At 50.6% G+C, this 17,469-nt stretch carries 14 protein-coding genes; 6 read left to right on the top strand and 8 right to left on the bottom strand.

Annotated features, from left to right (window positions below; all coding sequences use genetic code 11):
• Positions 1 to 38: 38 nt before the first annotated feature.
• Together pyk and TH61_RS11245 are read right to left on the bottom strand one after the other, a co-directional pair.
• Positions 39 to 1,469 carry a pyruvate kinase gene (gene pyk, locus TH61_RS11240; protein ID WP_066509196.1) on the bottom strand — a complete coding sequence of 477 codons (1,431 nt, stop codon included), beginning with the start codon at positions 1,467 to 1,469 and terminating at the stop codon, positions 39 to 41.
• A gap of 3 nt (positions 1,470 to 1,472) precedes the next feature.
• Complete coding sequence (locus TH61_RS11245; protein ID WP_066509198.1) at positions 1,473 to 1,898, bottom strand: IPExxxVDY family protein; 426 nt, start codon at positions 1,896 to 1,898, stop codon at positions 1,473 to 1,475.
• A gap of 171 nt (positions 1,899 to 2,069) precedes the next feature.
• On the opposite strand from TH61_RS11245, the gene TH61_RS11250 reads away from it, so the two are divergent.
• From TH61_RS11250 to TH61_RS11270, 5 genes are all read left to right on the top strand, one after another.
• Positions 2,070 to 2,306 carry an acyl carrier protein gene (locus TH61_RS11250; protein ID WP_007659745.1) on the top strand — a complete coding sequence of 79 codons (237 nt, stop codon included), beginning with the start codon at positions 2,070 to 2,072 and terminating at the stop codon, positions 2,304 to 2,306.
• A 71-nt stretch (positions 2,307 to 2,377) separates the two neighbouring features.
• Positions 2,378 to 3,631, top strand: coding sequence for a beta-ketoacyl-ACP synthase II (gene fabF / locus TH61_RS11255; RefSeq protein ID WP_066509200.1), 1,254 nt, complete (start codon positions 2,378 to 2,380; stop codon positions 3,629 to 3,631).
• On the top strand, positions 3,631 to 4,383 hold the full coding sequence (gene rnc, locus TH61_RS11260) for a ribonuclease III (protein ID WP_066509202.1): 753 nt from the start codon (positions 3,631 to 3,633) through the stop codon (positions 4,381 to 4,383). The genes fabF and rnc overlap by 1 nt, the downstream gene beginning before the upstream one ends.
• 191 nt (positions 4,384 to 4,574) lie before the next feature.
• Positions 4,575 to 6,434, top strand: coding sequence for an NAD(+) synthase (gene nadE, locus TH61_RS11265; RefSeq protein WP_066509204.1), 1,860 nt, complete (start codon positions 4,575 to 4,577; stop codon positions 6,432 to 6,434).
• Positions 6,435 to 6,562: 128 nt separating this feature from the next.
• The gene (locus tag TH61_RS11270) at positions 6,563 to 7,219 is read left to right on the top strand and encodes an HD domain-containing protein (protein WP_082780359.1); all 657 of its coding nucleotides are present in this window, start codon (positions 6,563 to 6,565) and stop codon (positions 7,217 to 7,219) included.
• Between the two features lie 96 nt (positions 7,220 to 7,315).
• Here TH61_RS11270 and TH61_RS11275 read toward each other — a convergent pair whose 3' ends face one another.
• The 5 genes from TH61_RS11275 to TH61_RS11295 all read right to left on the bottom strand — a co-directional run bounded on the left by TH61_RS11275 (position 7,316) and on the right by TH61_RS11295 (position 15,388).
• Entirely contained in the window at positions 7,316 to 9,853 is a 2,538-nt protein-coding gene (locus tag TH61_RS11275; RefSeq protein WP_197464032.1) for a TonB-dependent receptor domain-containing protein, read from the bottom strand.
• Between the two features lie 151 nt (positions 9,854 to 10,004).
• On the bottom strand, positions 10,005 to 10,904 hold the full coding sequence (locus TH61_RS11280; RefSeq protein WP_066509208.1) for a carboxypeptidase-like regulatory domain-containing protein: 900 nt from the start codon (positions 10,902 to 10,904) through the stop codon (positions 10,005 to 10,007).
• A 241-nt stretch (positions 10,905 to 11,145) separates the two neighbouring features.
• The gene (locus TH61_RS11285) at positions 11,146 to 13,734 is read right to left on the bottom strand and encodes a TonB-dependent receptor domain-containing protein (protein WP_066509214.1); all 2,589 of its coding nucleotides are present in this window, start codon (positions 13,732 to 13,734) and stop codon (positions 11,146 to 11,148) included.
• Between the two features lie 312 nt (positions 13,735 to 14,046).
• Positions 14,047 to 14,370: a 2Fe-2S iron-sulfur cluster-binding protein gene (locus TH61_RS11290; protein ID WP_066509215.1), complete on the bottom strand. Its 324-nt coding sequence runs from the start codon at positions 14,368 to 14,370 to the stop codon at positions 14,047 to 14,049.
• Between the two features lie 4 nt (positions 14,371 to 14,374).
• Positions 14,375 to 15,388 (bottom strand): NAD(P)/FAD-dependent oxidoreductase, encoded by a 1,014-nt coding sequence (locus tag TH61_RS11295; RefSeq protein ID WP_066509216.1) that lies wholly within the window; start codon positions 15,386 to 15,388, stop codon positions 14,375 to 14,377.
• A gap of 202 nt (positions 15,389 to 15,590) precedes the next feature.
• On the opposite strand from TH61_RS11295, the gene lgt reads away from it, so the two are divergent.
• Positions 15,591 to 16,418, top strand: coding sequence for a prolipoprotein diacylglyceryl transferase (gene lgt, locus TH61_RS11300; protein WP_066509217.1), 828 nt, complete (start codon positions 15,591 to 15,593; stop codon positions 16,416 to 16,418).
• A gap of 97 nt (positions 16,419 to 16,515) precedes the next feature.
• Here the strand turns inward: lgt and TH61_RS11305 are convergent, their stop codons facing one another.
• On the bottom strand, positions 16,516 to 17,355 hold the full coding sequence (locus TH61_RS11305) for a hypothetical protein (RefSeq protein ID WP_157600689.1): 840 nt from the start codon (positions 17,353 to 17,355) through the stop codon (positions 16,516 to 16,518).
• Between the last annotated feature and the right edge of the window lie 114 nt (positions 17,356 to 17,469).

A 17,469-nucleotide genomic window follows, 5' to 3' on the forward strand; every position in this document is an offset into this window, starting at 1 on the left:
AAAAGTCTAGCTCCTTAAATTCTAGTCTCTAGCGTCTTTTAGTGGACAATGCTCAATTTGATCATATTGGCGCGTTTCTTCTCCATCACGGGCATTGAGCCAATGTTGATGAAGATGTCACCAGTTTCTAAGTGTTGCTCGCGCACCAAGATCTCTTTCACGTCAGCAATGGTTTCATCAGTAGACACAAAGCGGTCATAGTAGAAGCCTCTAATGCCCCACACCAGATTCAAGGTGTTCAACAGCGTGCGGTTGTCTGTGAAAATGAAGATGTTGGCTTTAGGGCGGTGCTTGGCCAGTTGGAAGGCAGTGTAGCCCGACTTGGTCATCCCAATCAGGGCGCGTCCGTTGGTGTCACGGGCCAGGCCCACGGCGTTAGCTACCAGGGTGTCACTATAGAACGTGTCTGAGTTAGGGTTGTAGACAAAGTTGCGGTGAAACACCTCAGCCTGGTTTTCTACCGACTGGATGGTGCGGTTCATGCTCCGGATGGTCTCAATCGGGTACATACCCGCGGCGGTCTCAGCGCTCAGCATCAGGGCATCAGCTCCGTCCATTACGGCGTTGGCAATGTCATTGGTCTCGGCGCGGGTAGGGCGGGGGCTGGTGATCATGCTCTCCATCATCTGGGTGGCAATGATCACAGGCTTACCAATGGCGGTACACTTCTCCACGATCATCTTCTGGAGCATGGGCACCTCTTCCATGCCAATCTCTACGCCAAGGTCGCCGCGTGCCACCATCACCGCGTCAGTGGCCTCTATGATGGAGTCAATGTTGCGGATGGCTTCTGGCTTCTCAATCTTGGCAATCACGCGGGCATCTTTGCCGCGCTCGGCTATGATGCGCTTAATCTCATGGATGTCTTCTACCTTTCTCACAAAAGAAAGCGCAATCCATTCCACGTTGTTGTCCAACCCAAAATGCAGGTCCTGGATGTCTTTCTCCGTCAAGGAAGGAGCGGTCACCAAAGTGTCTGGCAGGTTGATGCCTTTTCTTGGCTTCACGGTGCCGCCGTACACCACTTCGGCTTCTACTTCTTTGTCGCCGTCAGTACTAATCACCGTCAGTTCCAGCTTGCCGTCATCAATCAAGATGGCGTCACCAGGGCGTACGTCTTGCGCCAGGCGCATGTAGCTGGTAGAAAGCCTAGAGGCGGTACCCATGGATTTGTCACAGACAATCTTGATGATCTGGCCGGGCGCAATCTCTACGGCGCCGTTCTCTACGTCATTGATCCTGATCTTAGGACCCTGTAAGTCTTGCAGCAGGCAGATGTTGGTGCCCATCTCCACGTTCAGTTCTCTAACTGCCGTAATCACCTTGGCATGCTCCTCATGAGAGCCATGCGAAAAGTTTAAGCGAAATACATCCACGCCTTCTTCCACCAGGGCTTTCAAACGTTCAGATGTGTTGCTGGCAGGGCCAACCGTTGCGATAATCTTGGTCTTGTTAAAATAGATAGCCATGGGCTAAAATAAAAGGTTTTCTCTGTGACGTAAACTATTGGGGTCAAAAGACCGCACGTATTGTACTAACGGTACTGCGTGTAATTTGTGCAATAACTGCTCTTGAAATGAATCCAGGCTGCCTGTTACTTGAATTAGGTAGTCATATTCCTTAATGTCTGGCACCAGAAAAGGAGCGGGAAGGGTACTCATGGCCACAGAACGGTTCCTGAATAACCGAAGAGAGCCGTGCTCTGCGCTGTGCAGGTAGTTAGAGATGACCAGCCGGCCCTTGTTCAAGAAATCAATGCAAAGGTCTGCCTGCTTGATAAGGCGCAATCTAAAAGATTTGTTTAAAGCCCAAGCCAGGGTGTGCTCTTTGCTAGACGATACAACCCCGTATAAGTCAAAGTCGTAATCGTAGTCCACATCTAACTTTAAAGACTTCATTGCAGGTAAATGGGTTTGTGATTTGTTGGATGGGCAATTTAAAGAACCGATCTGGAAACGCAAGAATAGATTTTATAAAAAACCGGAATAAAACTATTGAACACAATTTGTTTGACATTGTGTTTGCAAATCCATTTCTTTGCAACTGTGTTTTAAAAAACTTCTAAAAAAATGTCAGAAATCGCAGAAAAAGTAAAGGCTATCATCATTGACAAATTAGGCGTTGAAGAATCTGAGGTAACGCCAGAAGCTAGCTTTACAAACGACCTGGGTGCCGACTCTCTTGATACCGTAGAATTGATCATGGAATTCGAGAAAGAATTCAATGTTTCTATTCCAGACGATCAGGCTGAGAACATTGCAACGGTAGGCCAAGCGATCAGCTACCTGGAAGAGCACGCGAAGTAATCTTCCCCTATTCTTTATTACATCGATCCAATTTTTACAATCATACAGGTTCTATCCTCTATTAGCAGCTTATGGAGCTTAAGAGAGTTGTAGTTACAGGCCTTGGTGCGCTTACCCCCGTGGGGAATTCCGTTTCAGAGTATTGGGACGGCCTAATCAACGGAGTAAGTGGCGCAGCGCCCATCACCCGCTTTGACGCCTCTAAGTTTAAGACTCGGTTTGCGTGCGAAGTTAAGGGATATGATCCTGAGCAATATTTTGACCGTAAAGAGGCCCGCAAAATGGACCTCTTTACGCAATTTGCTATGGTTGTGGCCGATCAGGCCGTGAAGGACTCAGGCATTGATTCTGAAGCACTGGACAAAGACCGCATTGGTGTTATCTGGGGCTCTGGGATTGGTGGTCTACGTACTTTCCAAGAAGAGTGTGTGAACTTCGCCAATGGTGACGGTACGCCACGCTTCAACCCGTTCTTCATCCCTAAGATGATTGCTGACATCAGCGCCGGGTCCATTTCTATCAAATACGGCTTCCGGGGACCTAACTTTGTGACGGTGTCTGCCTGTGCCTCTGCGTCTAACGCTATTATTGACTCTTTCAACTACATTAGGTTGGGGATGATAGACGTAGTGGTGACTGGTGGTTCTGAGGCAGCGGTGACAGAGGCAGGCGTTGGAGGCTTTAATGCTTTGAAAGCCCTTTCAGAGCGCAATGACTCTCCAGAGTCAGCATCTCGTCCGTTTGACAAAGACCGTGACGGTTTTGTGTTGGGCGAAGGCGCGGGTGCCATCATCCTGGAAGAGTACGAGCATGCCAAGGCGCGCGGTGCTAAAATCTACGCCGAGATCATTGGCGGAGGCATGTCAGCAGATGCGTACCACATTACCGCTCCGCACCCAGAAGGTTTGGGCGCGCGCAACGTAATGAAGAACGCCTTGAAAGACGCTGGCATCAAGCCAGAGGAAGTAGACTACATCAACGTGCACGGCACTTCTACTCCGCTGGGAGATGTAAGTGAGGCCATGGCCATTGAGTACGTGTTCGGGGAGCATGCTTATAACCTCAACATTAGCTCTACCAAGTCCATGACGGGTCACTTGCTGGGTGCGGCCGGTGCTATTGAAGCCATCGCATGTATTCTGGCTATCCAAAACGGCGCAGTTCCTCCTACCATCAACCACTCAACGGATGATGAGCAATTTAACTCCAAGCTTAACTTTACCTTTAACAAGGCACAGGAGCGCGAGGTGAATATTGCACTGAGCAACACGTTCGGGTTTGGGGGGCACAACACGTCTGTGATATTCCGCAAATTTGTTGACTAGTGTCTCCGATTAGACCGGTTCTCCGCGCTTTTCACAAATTCTTCTACAAAGACAAAGCCTTTGTCAACGCCATCACGCAGATTACGGGCATGGCGCCAGACAACTTGCACCTGTACCAATTAGCGTTTACGCACACGTCCTTCGTGCGCCTGAACCTGAAAGGAAACCAGGAGACCAATGAGCGCCTTGAGTTTTTAGGGGATGCCATTTTAGGCGCGGTAGTAGCCGAGTACCTGTTCAAAAAATACCCTTACAAAGACGAAGGCTTCCTAACCGAGATCCGGTCCCGCATGGTGAACCGTGAGTCTTTGAACAGTCTAGCCATGAAAGTGGGCTTGTCTACGCTCATCAAGGTAGATACCACCACGGGTGTGTCGCGGCATAAGTTCATCAATGGCAATGCCCTAGAGGCATTGGTAGGCGCCGTATACCTGGACAAAGGCTACAAGCAGACTAAGACGTTCATCCTGGACCGGCTCATGAAGCCACACTTTGACCTGCACCAACTCACCACCACCACTAGCAACTTTAAGAGCAAACTCATTGAGTGGGCGCAAGGTCAGAACCGGAGCATTCGGTTTGAGATCATTGGGCAGAAGCAGTCTGGCAGCAACACAGAGTTCACCGCCGCTGTGGTAGTGGATGATGAGGCCATTGGCACTGGCAGCGGATTATCTAAGAAGAAAGCAGAGCAGGCCGCCGCCGAGAAAAGCATGGAAGCCCTCAAAGCCAGCGGCGCCATCATCGGTTAGCTCTTTCGTTTTTAGCCTGTTTTCCAGAAACCAGACTGAAAACGGCATCTCCATCTTATATCCTCTCTTTCTTTTTAGTGCTGAATAAGCAATAGTCATACTTCTTTCTAGCTGTTTTTAGGCTTCTGGTACCCGGTATTTTTTAACTTGCGGGCCATTCTTGCGTTACAAACTGCAAAAGAATTGAGTCTATGAAACTTGCCGGCGCCGCCCTCAACCAAACGCCCCTTGACTGGGAGAATAACCTTAGCAACATCAAGAAGGCCATTGAACAGGCCAATGAACAGCAGGTAGACATCCTCTGCCTGCCCGAGATGACCATTCCCGGCTATGGCTGCGAGGATTTATTCTTGAGTGAGTGGGTGGCCGAAGAATGCTTTCAACACCTTCTCCAAATCAAGGAATGGTGCCAAGGCGTTATTGTCTGCGTAGGGCTTCCTGTGCGGGTGAACGGGATTTTGTACAACACGGCCTGCGTCATCAATGACAGAAAGATTGTGGGCTTTACCGCCAAGCAGTTCCTGGCCAATGACGGCGTGCACTATGAGCCGCGCTGGTTTAGTTCATGGCCAGCCAATACGGTGCAAGACTTTGAGATGCTGGGCCAGACCTACCAGATAGGCGACATTATTTATGAGCACCAAGGCGTGAAATTCGCGTTTGAGATTTGTGAGGACGCCTGGCGCAATGAGAACCGACCCGCCTATAGACACAAGCCCAAAGGCGTACAGCTCATCATTAACCCCAGCGCCAGCCACTTTGCCATGAGCAAGACAGACGTACGCTACCACTTGGTGGTAGACGCGTCCAAGCAGTTTGAATGCACCTACCTGTATGTGAACCTGCTGGGCAACGAGGCGGGCAAAATGATTTATGACGGTGAGATTCTCATAGCCCAGAACGGAAACGTGGTTCTCAGAAACCAATTGCTCTCCTTTAAAGACGTGGACTTTGAATGCGCCGAGGTATCGTTTGATAATCCGCTGCCCTTGGTGGACGTGACACCGTTGCCGCCGGTAGATGAGAACATAGAATTTATTTCGGCGATTACGGTGGCCTTATTGGATTACCTGCGCAAGAGCAAAAGCAAAGGCTTTGTGTTGTCCTTAAGCGGCGGGGCAGACTCCTCGCTCTGCGCCGTGGCCGTGGCTGAGATGGTGACTAGAGCCCTCGCAGAGATTGGCCTGGAAGAGTTCGTGCGTAAAACCCAATGCCTGACCACAGAAGAGCTACAGCAGTTCAAGCAATTGTCTGGCATAGCCCTCAGAAATGCGCTGGTGGGCAAACTGCTTATCACCGCTTACCAAGGCACCGAAAACTCTTCTGATGATACTTTCCGTTCCGCGGAAGAATTGGCCAAATCCATTGGCGCGGTGTTCTACAACTGGACCATTGATCAAGAGGTAATCGGGTACCGCGGTAAGATTGAGAAAGCCATTGGCAGACCATTGACCTGGGAGCAGGATGATTTGACGTTGCAGAATATTCAGGCGAGGGTGCGCGCGCCCGGCATCTGGATGCTGGCTAACCTCTCTAATTCGCTGTTGCTGGCTACGTCTAACCGCTCAGAGGCCTCAGTGGGCTACGCGACCATGGACGGGGACACGGCGGGCAGTATCTCCCCAATTGCGGGCGTGGACAAGTCCTTTGTGCGGCAGTGGCTCATCTGGGCACAGTTGAACCTGGGCTATGAAGGCTTGCAGTACGTGAACAACCTGCAGCCTACGGCAGAATTGCGGCCGTTAGAACGTGCCCAAACCGATGAAAAGGACCTCATGCCATATCCGTTGCTGAACCAAATTGAGCGCCTAGCCTTTTATGACAGACTATCGCCGCAGCAGGTGTTTGAGAAGCTGAAAGGCACTTACCCAGATGACCAGCTTAAGCAATATGTGCAGCGCTTCTATTCGCTTTGGAGCCGCAACCAATGGAAGCGGGAGCGCTACGCCCCGTCCTTCCACCTGGATGACTACAACGTGGATCCACGCAGCTGGCTACGCTTCCCTATCTTAAGCGGCGGCTTCAGGGAGGAATTGAGCGAATTGAAGTAAGGTGCTAACTGTTTAATATGCTGATTAGACGATAGGAAGATTTTGAAATAGTTGGCGTTTCCGTTTTTGGCTTCTTTTCTCAGAAATAGGCCGAAAACGGATTTCGCTTTTAACCTAAATAAGGAATTATGGAGCCGTTGGAATGTCCTTCTTTCTTGACCAAGTTGGAGCGCAGGGCCTGGGAGTTTGCGGTAGAAGCACATGGCGAGCAACGACGCAAGTTCACCAATGAGCCTTACGTCAAGCACCTGGAGCGCGTGGCCCAAACCGTCAAAGAATATGACGGCACCACCAGTATGGTCATGGCCGCGTTGCTGCATGACGTGCTGGAAGACACGCCCGTCAAGCCACCAGAGTTGCAAGCCTTTCTGGAGGAAGTCTGCCAGGGCACCGAGGCGAACGCCCATAATATTTTACTATGGGTAGAAGAACTCACCGACGAGTTCATCAAGTCTGCCTACCCGGGTCATAACCGGCGGCGACGCAAAGAAATGGAAGTGCAGCGTTTGAGCAGCATTTCCCTTCCGGCGCAAGCCATCAAACTAGCCGACATCATTGACAACACCAGAGACATCGCTAGGAATGACCGCAACTTTGCCAAGGTGTATATCCCGGAGATTCTGGCGCTGGTAGAAGTCTTGAAGAACGCCCAGCCGTTCAGACTATTTCTGTTGGCCTGTTATGAGGTGCAGAAGGCGCTGTACAGCATCAAGAAAAAGAAGGTGACAGAACCTATAGAGCAGCCCCTGCCAGAAACCGAAGACCAGTTTCCGCAAACGGAATAGGAATGTGTTTTTGGCCTGCTTTCCAAGAAATAGCCTAAAAACTGAAGCCCGTCCTTGCAGCAAGGACGGGCTTCAGTTTTTTTAATTGGCAGAGGCTTAGTTGGTTTCCCCGCCGCCTTTGGCATCATCGTTTTTAATGGATTTCTTGCGGCGCGGCTGTGCGTTCATGTCCATCTTCCCGAAGCGGTAGGAGAAGCTCACGCGCACGTTGCGGTTGTAGTTCTGGTTGACCGTGTTCTGGATGAAGTTATCATTAGACAGGTCTGAGGTGAACTGGATGGACTTGGAGAATGGATTATCCACGCCCACGCTAATGCTTCCTTTCTTGTCCCAGAGATCCTTCTTCACGCTTACGCTGGAGTAGTAGAAGCCAGAGAACTTACCTTGGATGCTGGGTCTAGGCGAGCTGTAAGACCCAAACGCCTGCAGCGCCAAACCCTTCCCGAAATCATAGCCCGTGTTCACGTTGAAGCTGTACTGCCAGGCCGCATTACTTTGAATGACGCTCTTCAGGTCAATGTAGTTTAGATTGATGCTTCCGCCAATGTTCCATGCCGGCACGGGCTTGGTGTTGCCAGAGAAGCTCAGTCCGTAGGTGGCGTTCTTGCCAATGTTGTAAAAGGTGGTGTATGAGTTGCCTACTTTCTGCAGCCATTCTACATCTGGGTTCACGTCCTCTTCGCCTACAATATTGCGCACGTTTTCAATAGCGTTGTTGGTCTGGCGCCAGTATAAAGATACGTTCACCGAGCTGGTCTTGAAGTAATTGCTGTAGCCCACCTCATATGAGTGCGTCAGCTCTGGCGAAAGCTCCGGATTACCAAAGGAATAGTTGATGTTATCTTGCGTGTTTACGTACGGGTTCAGGTACCAAATCTGCGGACGCTGAATACGCTGGGTGTAGCCCACACGCACCGTCTGCGACTTGAACGTGCGCGACACCATTACATTCGGGATCAGGTTGCTGTAGTTGTCTTTAAACGAAGGCTGAGCCGGGGCAATGTAGTTGGCCTGCAAGTCTGTGTACTCATAGCGCACCCCAGATTTGATGTTATAGTTTTTCAAAGCTTTAAAACTGTAAGAAGCATAGGTGGCATATACATCCTGGTCATAGCCAAAGGAGTTCTCCCGCTCTTTGGTCTGTTCCGTGTCCACGTCAATGTCACGGTAAATTGCGTCGCTTTCGGCGTGACGAAGGATGGCTTTGGTGCCCACCTCTAGCAAGGTCTTGTTCTGAAACGGATGCGTATAGTCTGCCTGGTAGGTCATCTCGCGGTTGAAACCCTCATTGGTGTTGCGCACCAGGTTGTCTAAGAAGTCATTCTGGTTGATGGCGTTGTCCTGGTTAGAGAAGGTGTTCATGCCGCCATTAGTCCACTGACCCAAAACCGCCAGTTCTTGCTGAGGCTTGAAGATGTGCGTGTAGCCCAAGTTCAAGTCCAGGGAGTTGTGGCGGTTTTTGTTCTCAGAAGTAGTCTCCAGGTAACGGTCTGGCGTGGTAGTGTTGTCTCTAAAGTCTGTAACACTGGACTGGAAACCGCTGCTGTTGAACCGGCCTCGGTAGAAGTTCACGCCCGCATTAATGGAGTTGCTGGAGTCAAGATCGGCGTCAAAGCCAAACTGGCCAAACAAGCCACCGCCCTGGCGCTTAGAGGTACCCTGTTGCAACAAGGTACTGGAGAAAGTTTCAGCCTTAGGAGCGTCAATTACATATCTGGTCAGCTCATTGTCGCTCTTGTTGTTGTATTGTTGGTGCGTGCCCAGGTTGGCATTGAACCCAAATTTACCCCTACGGATGTTTAAGTTGCCATTGCCGTTGGCGTTTCTGTTACCGGCAGAGGCGTTCACGCTTCCGTTCACGCCATACATGGTATTCTTTTTAGTGATGATGTTGATGATACCCGCAGACCCTTCGGCGTCATACTTGGCCGAGGGGCTGGTGATCACCTCCACGGTCTTGATCATGTCTGAGGGAATCTGACGCAGCGCATCTGCCACGCTGTTGGCCATGATGCTGGAGGGTTTGTTGTTGATGAGTACGCGCACATTAGAAGAACCGCGCAATTGCACGTTGCCGTCTAAATCTACCGTCAAAGAAGGCACTTTCTTGAGTACATCTGAAGCCGTGCCGCCAATGTTGGTGATGTCCTGTTCAGCATTGTAGACCATGCGGTCCACCTTGTCTTCTACCAGCGGCTTTTCGCCTACCACGGTCACCTCGCGCAGTTTATTCTGCACTGGCTTAAGCACAATGTTGCCCAACTCAACCTCAGCATCTTTCTCAGACACCGTAAAAGCAGAGCGGGTATACGTGTTGTAGCCAATAAAACTCACCTGCAAGGTATAAGTACCAAAGGCCACCCGGTTCAAGGTAAAGCGGCCCCGGTCATCCGTCACGGTGCCGTCAACGGGTTTGCCGGTGGCGGCGCTCACCAAAGAGATGGTGGCAAACTCTACGGCTTTTTTGGTGGTAGAGTCCGTGACCGCGCCAGAGACTTTACCCCCTGCGCGCTGCACGCTTCCGCCGCCAGTGGCCGAAGTGGTGGAAGGAAGGGGAATAGCCGTTGGGCTTTGCGCCCAGAGACTAGAAAGTAAGAATAATTGCAAAGAGGCAAGCAGTACAAGGTGACGCATAAAAACGGTTAAAGTGATACTGGGATTGAATAAGGTATAGGCAGATTGAATAAACCCATTGGCAAGCATGAGGGTAGGGAGCAGAAGCGTTTTTGGGCTATTTCTCAGGAATCAGGCTAAAAACAGATAGACAACAAAAAGAGGGTTAGGTTTAATGGGCGCGCTGAACTTCTACATTAAGCCCCATGCCAACTTTAGTTATTCTGGCCCATTTGTCTTGGCTGGCGCGCTTATGGAAACTGGTTTGGAAACCGGGCATGCTGGCCGCCAGGGTCAAGCCGCCTGTTTGCTGTTTAGGCTGGCAGTCTATCCATTCCAATGAAATGACAAAGTCTTGGTTTAAGTATAGGTTATAAGGCTCTAAATCTGCCTGGATCCAACCTCTTTGCTTGTTTTTAACGGTGATGATAATGTCTTGGGGGGTTAGGGATTGCGTGGGCTGGCCGGCTTGCACCGCATACAGGTTTACCCTAAACTTTACCTCGTCAAACTGGTTGGTGGTGAGGCAGAAATTGAGTTTGCTCAAGAAGGTGGCCTTATTTTCTGTACCAATGTAAAGCCCCACCTCTTTGCCCAGGTTCTGGGTTAAAGGCAGCGTGGAATTCACAAACGCGTGGTGGAACAAAGTAAAAGGACCCGCATTGCCGCCCAATTCTTTCGTCTTCCAGTTTTTAGCCTTCACCTGTACCTCGGCTAGCTCAACCGGCTGGGCTTTTAGAGTGATTTTGAGCGAGGTGCCCCCAGAAAGCAATTCTTGTATTTTCAACTCTTGCGCCTCAAAGCCAATGGCCGAAACGCGCAACGTCTTGTCTTTCTGGTTACTGGGAATGGTTAGCGTAAAAGTGCCCTTGTCACTAGAGATGGTGCCGATAGCCTCATTCAGGACGCCCACGCTGGCGTACGCAATTGGTTTCTGGGTGTCTGCATCTAAGATGGTCCCTGAGAGGGTGACGGTAGAAGCCTGCTGCGTGAAAACTGACAGTGGGCTGACCGTTGTGGTCCAGGACGCAGGGAATAAGCAAATAAATAAGAGCGAAAGGAAAGAGGGCATGTAAAGATAGACTAGTAAGAAAAGATTAGCGCAGACGTCTCAAAAGAAGCTTTGAAGAGGAACGGGGCCTGTATATCAATATTGTATATAGTATATATTTATATTTTTAGCCAAAGCAACCCAGTGCCAAAACACTGGGTTGGCATTATCATTTTTAGCCTGATTTCCAGAATGAGGCCAAAAACAAAGAACGCCGACAGGTATCTGCCGGCGTTCTTTTTATGAAAGGATGATGGTTGGCTTATTGCACTCCGCCACCGTCACCTTGTTTTGCGTCATCATTGCGGATGGATTTCTTGCGCTTAGGTGGGCCTTGCTGCTGCAGTTTACCGAAGCGGTACTCAAACGTCAGCCTGAAACCGCGGTTGTACTGGGTGGCAATGGTTCTGGTGCTGAACGGCAAACCAGACGTGTTGCTATTGCCTTCCTGCACGTTCTCAAACTCCAAGGCTCTCCTGAACGGGTTGTCCATGCCTAAGCTCAATGCGCCTTTCTTGGCGAACAACTCTTTTCTGATAGACAAGTTGTGATAAGAGAAAGCCGACATCTGACCTTGCAGCGCGATTCTTGGCGCATTGAAACCACCAGAGAACTGCGCGCTGATGCCTTTACCAAAGTCATATCCAGAGCTCACGTTGATGTTGTACATGAAACCATCATTAGAAGCAAAAGGAGCGTTTAGTTGTACATAGTACAAGTTCACGTTACCATTGATGTTCCAGGCTGGGATGGGTTTGGTTGAGCCAGAGAAGCTCATGCCCATGGTTTTGTTCCGGGCAATGTTCTTGAACGTCAGGAACGTGGTGTCATTGATTACATCCGTCACAGACTCAATAGCGTTGTCCGTTACCCGCATATAGGCAGCCACGTTCAAAGAAGTGGTCTTAAAGAAGGTGCTGTAGTTCAACTCATAAGAATCTGTCAACTCAGCATCCAATTCTGGGTTACCAAACACTACCAAGTTAGGACCTTGCTGCTGGCGGTACGGGTTCAAGAAGAACAACTGCGGACGCTGGATACGCTGGGTGAACGAGGCGCGAACTTTCATTGTAGGTTTCAAGTCATAGGCCACCGTCACGTTCGGGATGAAGTTGTCATAGTCTGCCTTGAAGTCAGGCTGCTTTTCATTTACAAAGTCGGCGGCTACGTTGGTCAACTCATAGCGGCCGCCAAATTTCACCTGCGTCTTTTTGTTGATGTTGAAGCCATAGGAAAGATACGCGGCCTGCACGTCCTGGTCATATGAGAAGTCTCCGTTAGAGCTTACGCCGCCGTAGAAAGACTTGCTGCTCACATCACGCATGATGTTTTTGGCACCAATCTCCAATAAAGTGTTCTTAGGCATTGGGTGCGCGTAATCCGCCTGCAAGGTGAATTCTTTATTCTCGCCTTCGTTGTTGTTGTTGGTAACAGAGATGGTGTTGCCCTCTAAGTCATAGCGCGTCTGGAAAACCTCGTTGTCCTGGTCTGTCTTACTAAACAAGGTCAGGAATGTGAACTCCTGCTGCGGTTTCTTGAACAAGTGGGTGTAGTCCATGTTCAAGTCCATGCTCAGGCGGTTGTTCTTGTTTTTCATGGTGAGGTCATACTCGTTCACCAACACATCAGACCCGAAGTCCTGAGAACCAGCCGCCACTTGGTTAGCCGAGAAAGCCGTAGCGTGTTGCTTGGCGCGCATGTTAAAGTTACCGGTGTTCACTCTAATGCCCGCAGAAACGCTGTTCTTTTCATCAATCTCATATTCTAGACCCAATTGCCCAAACCCAAACTGACCGTTGGCGCGGTTGGTGCCCAACTGCTGAATGAGGCTCTTGGTGTTGTATTGCGTCTCAATCTCCGTTGTAGAAGGGTTGTCTCCTTCGTTTTGCGGCGTGTTTGCCCGGTCCTTGATGGTGGACTGGTTCATCTGGTTCATGTTCATCTCACCTTTGCCGTAGAACACGTTGGTGCCTGCGTTCAGGTTCACGCCCAATTTACCAGACTTCACACTTACGTTGGCGTTGCCATTGCTGGCGCGGGTGCCCACGGTGAGGGTGGTAGAACCAGTAATGCCTTGTAAACTGTTTTTCTTAGTCACAATGTTGATGATACCGGCCGTGCCTTCGGCGTCATATTTAGCCGATGGGCTGGTAATCACCTCTACGTTCTTAATCACGTCTGCCGGAATCTGCTTCAAGGCATCTGCCACGTTGCCCGCCATCATGGTAGACGGCTTGCCATTGATCAATACGCGCACGTTGCCGCTGCCGCGCATCTGAATGTTGCCATCCTGGTCCAAGGCAATGGAAGGGACTTTGCGCATCACGTCGGCGGCGGTGCCGCCCGTGTTGGTGATGTCTCTTTCGGCGTTGTAGACCATGCGGTCCACTTTGTCCTCAATGAGCGGTTTCTCGCCGGTTACGGTCACTTCCTTCAATCTGGTTTGAGACGGGCTCAACTCAATCTTGCTGAAGTTATGGTCGCGGTCATTGTCTGAGATGGTGACCTGCGCCAGTTCTTTGGTGTCATAGCCTATGAAGCTTATGGTAAGCTTGTAAGTACCGTTCGCTACCTTGTTCAGAGTGAAACGGCCTTTCTCATCGGTCACGGTGCCGTCTACTGTTTTACCAGTGGCAGTGTTAACCAAGGCGATGGTGGCAAACTCAACCGGCTTGCTGCTGGAAGAATCTGACACGGTTCCCGTGATTTTACCAGCGCCTTGCGGCGTGGCAACCGCTGGAGCCGCCCCAGAGGGAGCGCCAGCCGGACGGGCAGAAGGAGTAGGGGCCTGGGCCCAAATTGGAGCGGTGGTGGCGCAGCTTAACAGGGTTAAGAGCAGAAATTTTTTCATAGAAGAAGTGAAAACGATAATTTTTATTTCAAGCGGGCAAGGGGCAGAATTGCGCTGTTCCACCACCTATACTTGCTTTGGTTGAAGCATTAGTAGGCAAGGCCATAGGATTATTACAGCGGCTGGCAGAGAAAAACAGATTTTAACAAAACCTTAACCTTTGGCTTGGAAAGGCAGATTCTGAAAGATGGGTTTAAATTGTTTAAAGCGGTTTTTGACCTGTTTTCCAGAAATGAGGGCAAAAACAAAAGCCTCACACAAATGGAGCGGTAAGGCTACACTTGCATGAGGCTTCCTGTAATTTGAGGATGGTTAATGGTCGGCCATGAGCCTGATGACAGTACCGTCCAGGTCTGGGGTTATCTTAATCTGGCAAGAAAGACGGCTGCCTTCCCGCAGGTTGGGCAGGTTCTCCAGCATGTAAAGTTCGTCGTCCGAAGCCTCGGGTAGTTCCGGGGCCTGTACCAGTTCCACGTGGCAGGTAGCGCACAGGGCCATGCCGCCACAGGTGGCCAGGATGTCAAACTCGTTGGCTTTTAGCACTTCCATCAGGCTTAGGCCCATGTCAGTGGGGGCGGGAACGGCAATGCGCTCCCCGGCTTCATTCTCTACGTAAAGGGTTATCTCGTCTTGCATGGCATTACATGGTTGGCACCCCGTTCACGGTAGTGTATTTCAATACAAACTTCTTGTCTGGGTACACAATGGAGTAGGCACTCTGCGCCATCAAGGCCGCCTCATGGAAACCGCACAGGATCAATTTCAGCTTGCCCGGGTAGGTGTTGATGTCGCCAATGGCGTATACGCCCGGGATGTTGGTGCTGTAGTCCACGGTGTTCACCACAATGGCCGACTTCTCCAGTTCCAGTCCCCAATTCTCCAGCGGCCCCAACTTAGGCACCAACCCGAAGAGCGGGATGAAGTAATCTGCTTCTACTTGGTAGCCTTCGGCGCCGTCTGGTGAGATGGTCACTGATTCTAATTGGCCGTTGCCGTGCACCTGGGTCACGTTAGACTTCAAGAGCAGTTTCATGTGGCCTTCCTCGGCTAAACTAGACACCTTGGCAGCTGATTCTGGCGCCCCTCTGAAGGTGGTGCCGCGGTGTACCAAGGTCAGTTCTTTGGCTACGTCTGCCAGGTAAATGGCCCAGTCCAGAGCAGAGTCTCCGCCGCCGGCCAATACAATGCGCTTGTCTCTGAAGAACTCAGGGTCTTTGACCATATAGGCCACACCTTTGCCGCCTTCAAAGTTCTCCAGGTTCTCAATAGCCGGTTTGCGCGGCTCAAAAGAACCCAGGCCGCCGGCAATCACCACTACTTTGCAGGTGATTTCGGTTTTGTCTGTAGTGATTAACTTGAAAGAGCCGTCCTCCAGTTTTTCAATCTCCTCCACACGCTCACCCAGGGTAAAGGTGGGGTGGAAGGGCTCAATCTGCTGCATCAGGTTCTGCACCAAGTCGCCGGCTAAGACCATCGGGTAGCCGGGAATATCATAAATGGGCTTCTTCGGGTAGATTTCTGAGAGCTGCCCGCCCACTTGCGGAAGGGCGTCTACCACGTGGCACTTCATTTTAAGAAGACCGGCTTCAAACACTGCAAACAAGCCCACCGGGCCCGCCCCGATGATACAGATATCAGTACTTATAGTTGACATTGAAATTAGTTAATATAGGGTAAAGGCAAGAACTTGGGGCTCCTAACCGTTTCTGAGTATGCAACCAACAGCCCCTTACAAGGTTTTGCGGTTTGCGCCTGCAAAGTAACATCAAAAAAGGCGAAAGTGTTCTGCCAGATTCTGCCTTGGTGGTTGCCTCTCTTATATTAAATTGTAATTTTAGCGCTTTAACCTATCTACCATGCTGGATTTTATCACCTGGGACGTGTCCCCAGACCTTTTCTCACTTGGGCCTTTGACGGTGCGCTGGTACGGCCTGCTGTTTGCCATGGCCTTTGTCTTGACGCAACCCATTGAGAAGTACATCTACAAAACAGACGGCCGCAAAGAAGAGGATGTGGACGTACTCACTTTATATATGGTCATTGGTACCGTGATTGGCGCGCGCCTGGGCCACTGCCTGTTCTATGACCCGGTGTACTACTTGTCTAACCCGCTGGAGATTTTCAAAATCTGGGAAGGCGGTCTGGCCAGCCACGGCGGTACCATAGGCATTTTGACGGCGCTGTACCTGTTCAGCCGGAAGTACAAGTTTGACTACCTGTGGGTCTTGGACCGTATTGTGATTGTGGTGGCCGTGGGCGGTGCCTGTATTCGTCTGGGCAACCTCATGAACTCAGAAATCATCGGCAAACCGACCGACTTGCCATGGGCCTTTAAGTTTGTGCGCAACAATGAGCTCTTCAATGGTGTGCCAGCCTACGTTGACCCACGCCATCCAACGCAGTTGTATGAAAGCCTTTTCTGCGTGTTCCTGTTTATTTTGCTTTACACCATGTGGAAGAAAGGCGCCGGCAAAGTGCGCGGACTGCTGTTCGGGCTGTTTGTGACGTTGTTGTTCACCTTCCGTTTCCTGGTTGAGTTCCTGAAGGAAAACCAGGAAGCCTTTGAAGATGAGCTGACCTTGAACATGGGCCAGTGGCTGAGCATCCCGTTGATTCTGATTGGCATTGTGGTGCTTATCTACGCCCTGCGCCAACCCAGACCACCGCAACAAATGGTTAGCTAGCCGTTTTTGGCGTGATTTCCAGAAAATAGCCTAAAAACAGTTCGGCCTCCGGAAGTAGACTTTCCGGAGGCCGAACTGTTTTATGTTGGTTGGGTTTCTACAGCGCGTATTGGAAAAGGTCGCCTTCCTCGTTGCTCATGACCAGCGTCTTGTTGTCTTTGAACAGGATGGCCTCAGACTTGCCGGTTTTGGGCAACAGCATGACTTGGGGCTTCTGGCTGAAGAACTGGTTAGAGCCTTTCCTGATAGGGTAGACGTACAATTTTCCGTAGGTCAGAACCGCCATCTTGGTGCCATCGGGGCTTACATCCGCTGAGGTGACCTCACCCGGAATTTGGGCTTTGCTGACCAGTTTGGCGGTGTGGGTGCCGGGCTGGTCTGAAAGTTCATATAGTTTGGACGTACGTTGCTGGCCGCGGTCCTTGGAGAGTAGGTAGAGTTTGTTGTTGTGCCAGAAGAAGCCTTCGCAGTCAAAGTTGCGCAACTCTTTTTCTACTTTGCCAGTGGGCTGGTCTTGGTACCTGAATTTGATGACCTGTGCCTTAAAGCCCTGTTTGGGAGAGACTTTGTAGATTCTTAGGTCCTGGCGCTCGTTTTTGTTGTTGCCCACATCGCCAATGTACAGGTAGCCTTTGTTGTCCTGGGCCAGGTCTTCCCAGTCATTGTTGATGGTGCCCTGGATCTGGGTCTGGCTGAGTAGTTTGCCTTGTTCGTTTATTTTGTAGAGGATGGGCAGGTTGCCGGCGTCATTGTGCGTCCAGTACTGTCCCGGCGTACCGGCCGTCTCCAAACCAGAGCTTTCCACAATCACCTCGGGCAGTTTGGCCAGCAACTCAAGGCTGCCTAGAGCGGTGGTAAACGGGGTATAACTGCTAAGAGCGGAGGTGAGAGGCAAGGCGACGCAAGCCAATAAAAGCAACTGAGGGAATCGTTTCATTGGTCAAATAAAGGTTAAGAAGTACGCTAAAAACCTGAAAGCAGGAATTATTGTAAACGAAGCCCACTCCTAGAAGTTAACAGAAATTTAACCTTAAGAAGGTGCTACGGCTGG

Origin of the sequence: Rufibacter sp. DG15C (assembly GCF_001577755.1) — a bacterium.
Classification (GTDB): domain Bacteria; phylum Bacteroidota; class Bacteroidia; order Cytophagales; family Hymenobacteraceae; genus Nibribacter.

Bases quoted from the DNA above. Each gene is read 5' to 3' on its own strand.
- TH61_RS11280 (WP_066509208.1), bottom strand. From the start codon at position 10,904: ATGCCCTCTTTCCTTTCGCTCTTATTTATTTGCTTATTCCCTGCGTCC.
- TH61_RS11245 (WP_066509198.1), bottom strand. From the start codon at position 1,898: ATGAAGTCTTTAAAGTTAGATGTGGACTACGATTACGACTTTGACTTA.
- pyk (WP_066509196.1), bottom strand. From the start codon at position 1,469: ATGGCTATCTATTTTAACAAGACCAAGATTATCGCAACGGTTGGCCCT.
- TH61_RS11290 (WP_066509215.1), bottom strand. From the start codon at position 14,370: ATGCAAGACGAGATAACCCTTTACGTAGAGAATGAAGCCGGGGAGCGC.
- TH61_RS11250 (WP_007659745.1), top strand. From the start codon at position 2,070: ATGTCAGAAATCGCAGAAAAAGTAAAGGCTATCATCATTGACAAATTA.
- nadE (WP_066509204.1), top strand. From the start codon at position 4,575: ATGAAACTTGCCGGCGCCGCCCTCAACCAAACGCCCCTTGACTGGGAG.
- TH61_RS11270 (WP_082780359.1), top strand. From the start codon at position 6,563: ATGGAGCCGTTGGAATGTCCTTCTTTCTTGACCAAGTTGGAGCGCAGG.
- lgt (WP_066509217.1), top strand. From the start codon at position 15,591: ATGCTGGATTTTATCACCTGGGACGTGTCCCCAGACCTTTTCTCACTT.
- fabF (WP_066509200.1), top strand. From the start codon at position 2,378: ATGGAGCTTAAGAGAGTTGTAGTTACAGGCCTTGGTGCGCTTACCCCC.
- TH61_RS11285 (WP_066509214.1), bottom strand. From the start codon at position 13,734: ATGAAAAAATTTCTGCTCTTAACCCTGTTAAGCTGCGCCACCACCGCT.
- TH61_RS11295 (WP_066509216.1), bottom strand. From the start codon at position 15,388: ATGTCAACTATAAGTACTGATATCTGTATCATCGGGGCGGGCCCGGTG.
- TH61_RS11275 (WP_197464032.1), bottom strand. From the start codon at position 9,853: ATGCGTCACCTTGTACTGCTTGCCTCTTTGCAATTATTCTTACTTTCT.
- TH61_RS11305 (WP_157600689.1), bottom strand. From the start codon at position 17,355: ATGAAACGATTCCCTCAGTTGCTTTTATTGGCTTGCGTCGCCTTGCCT.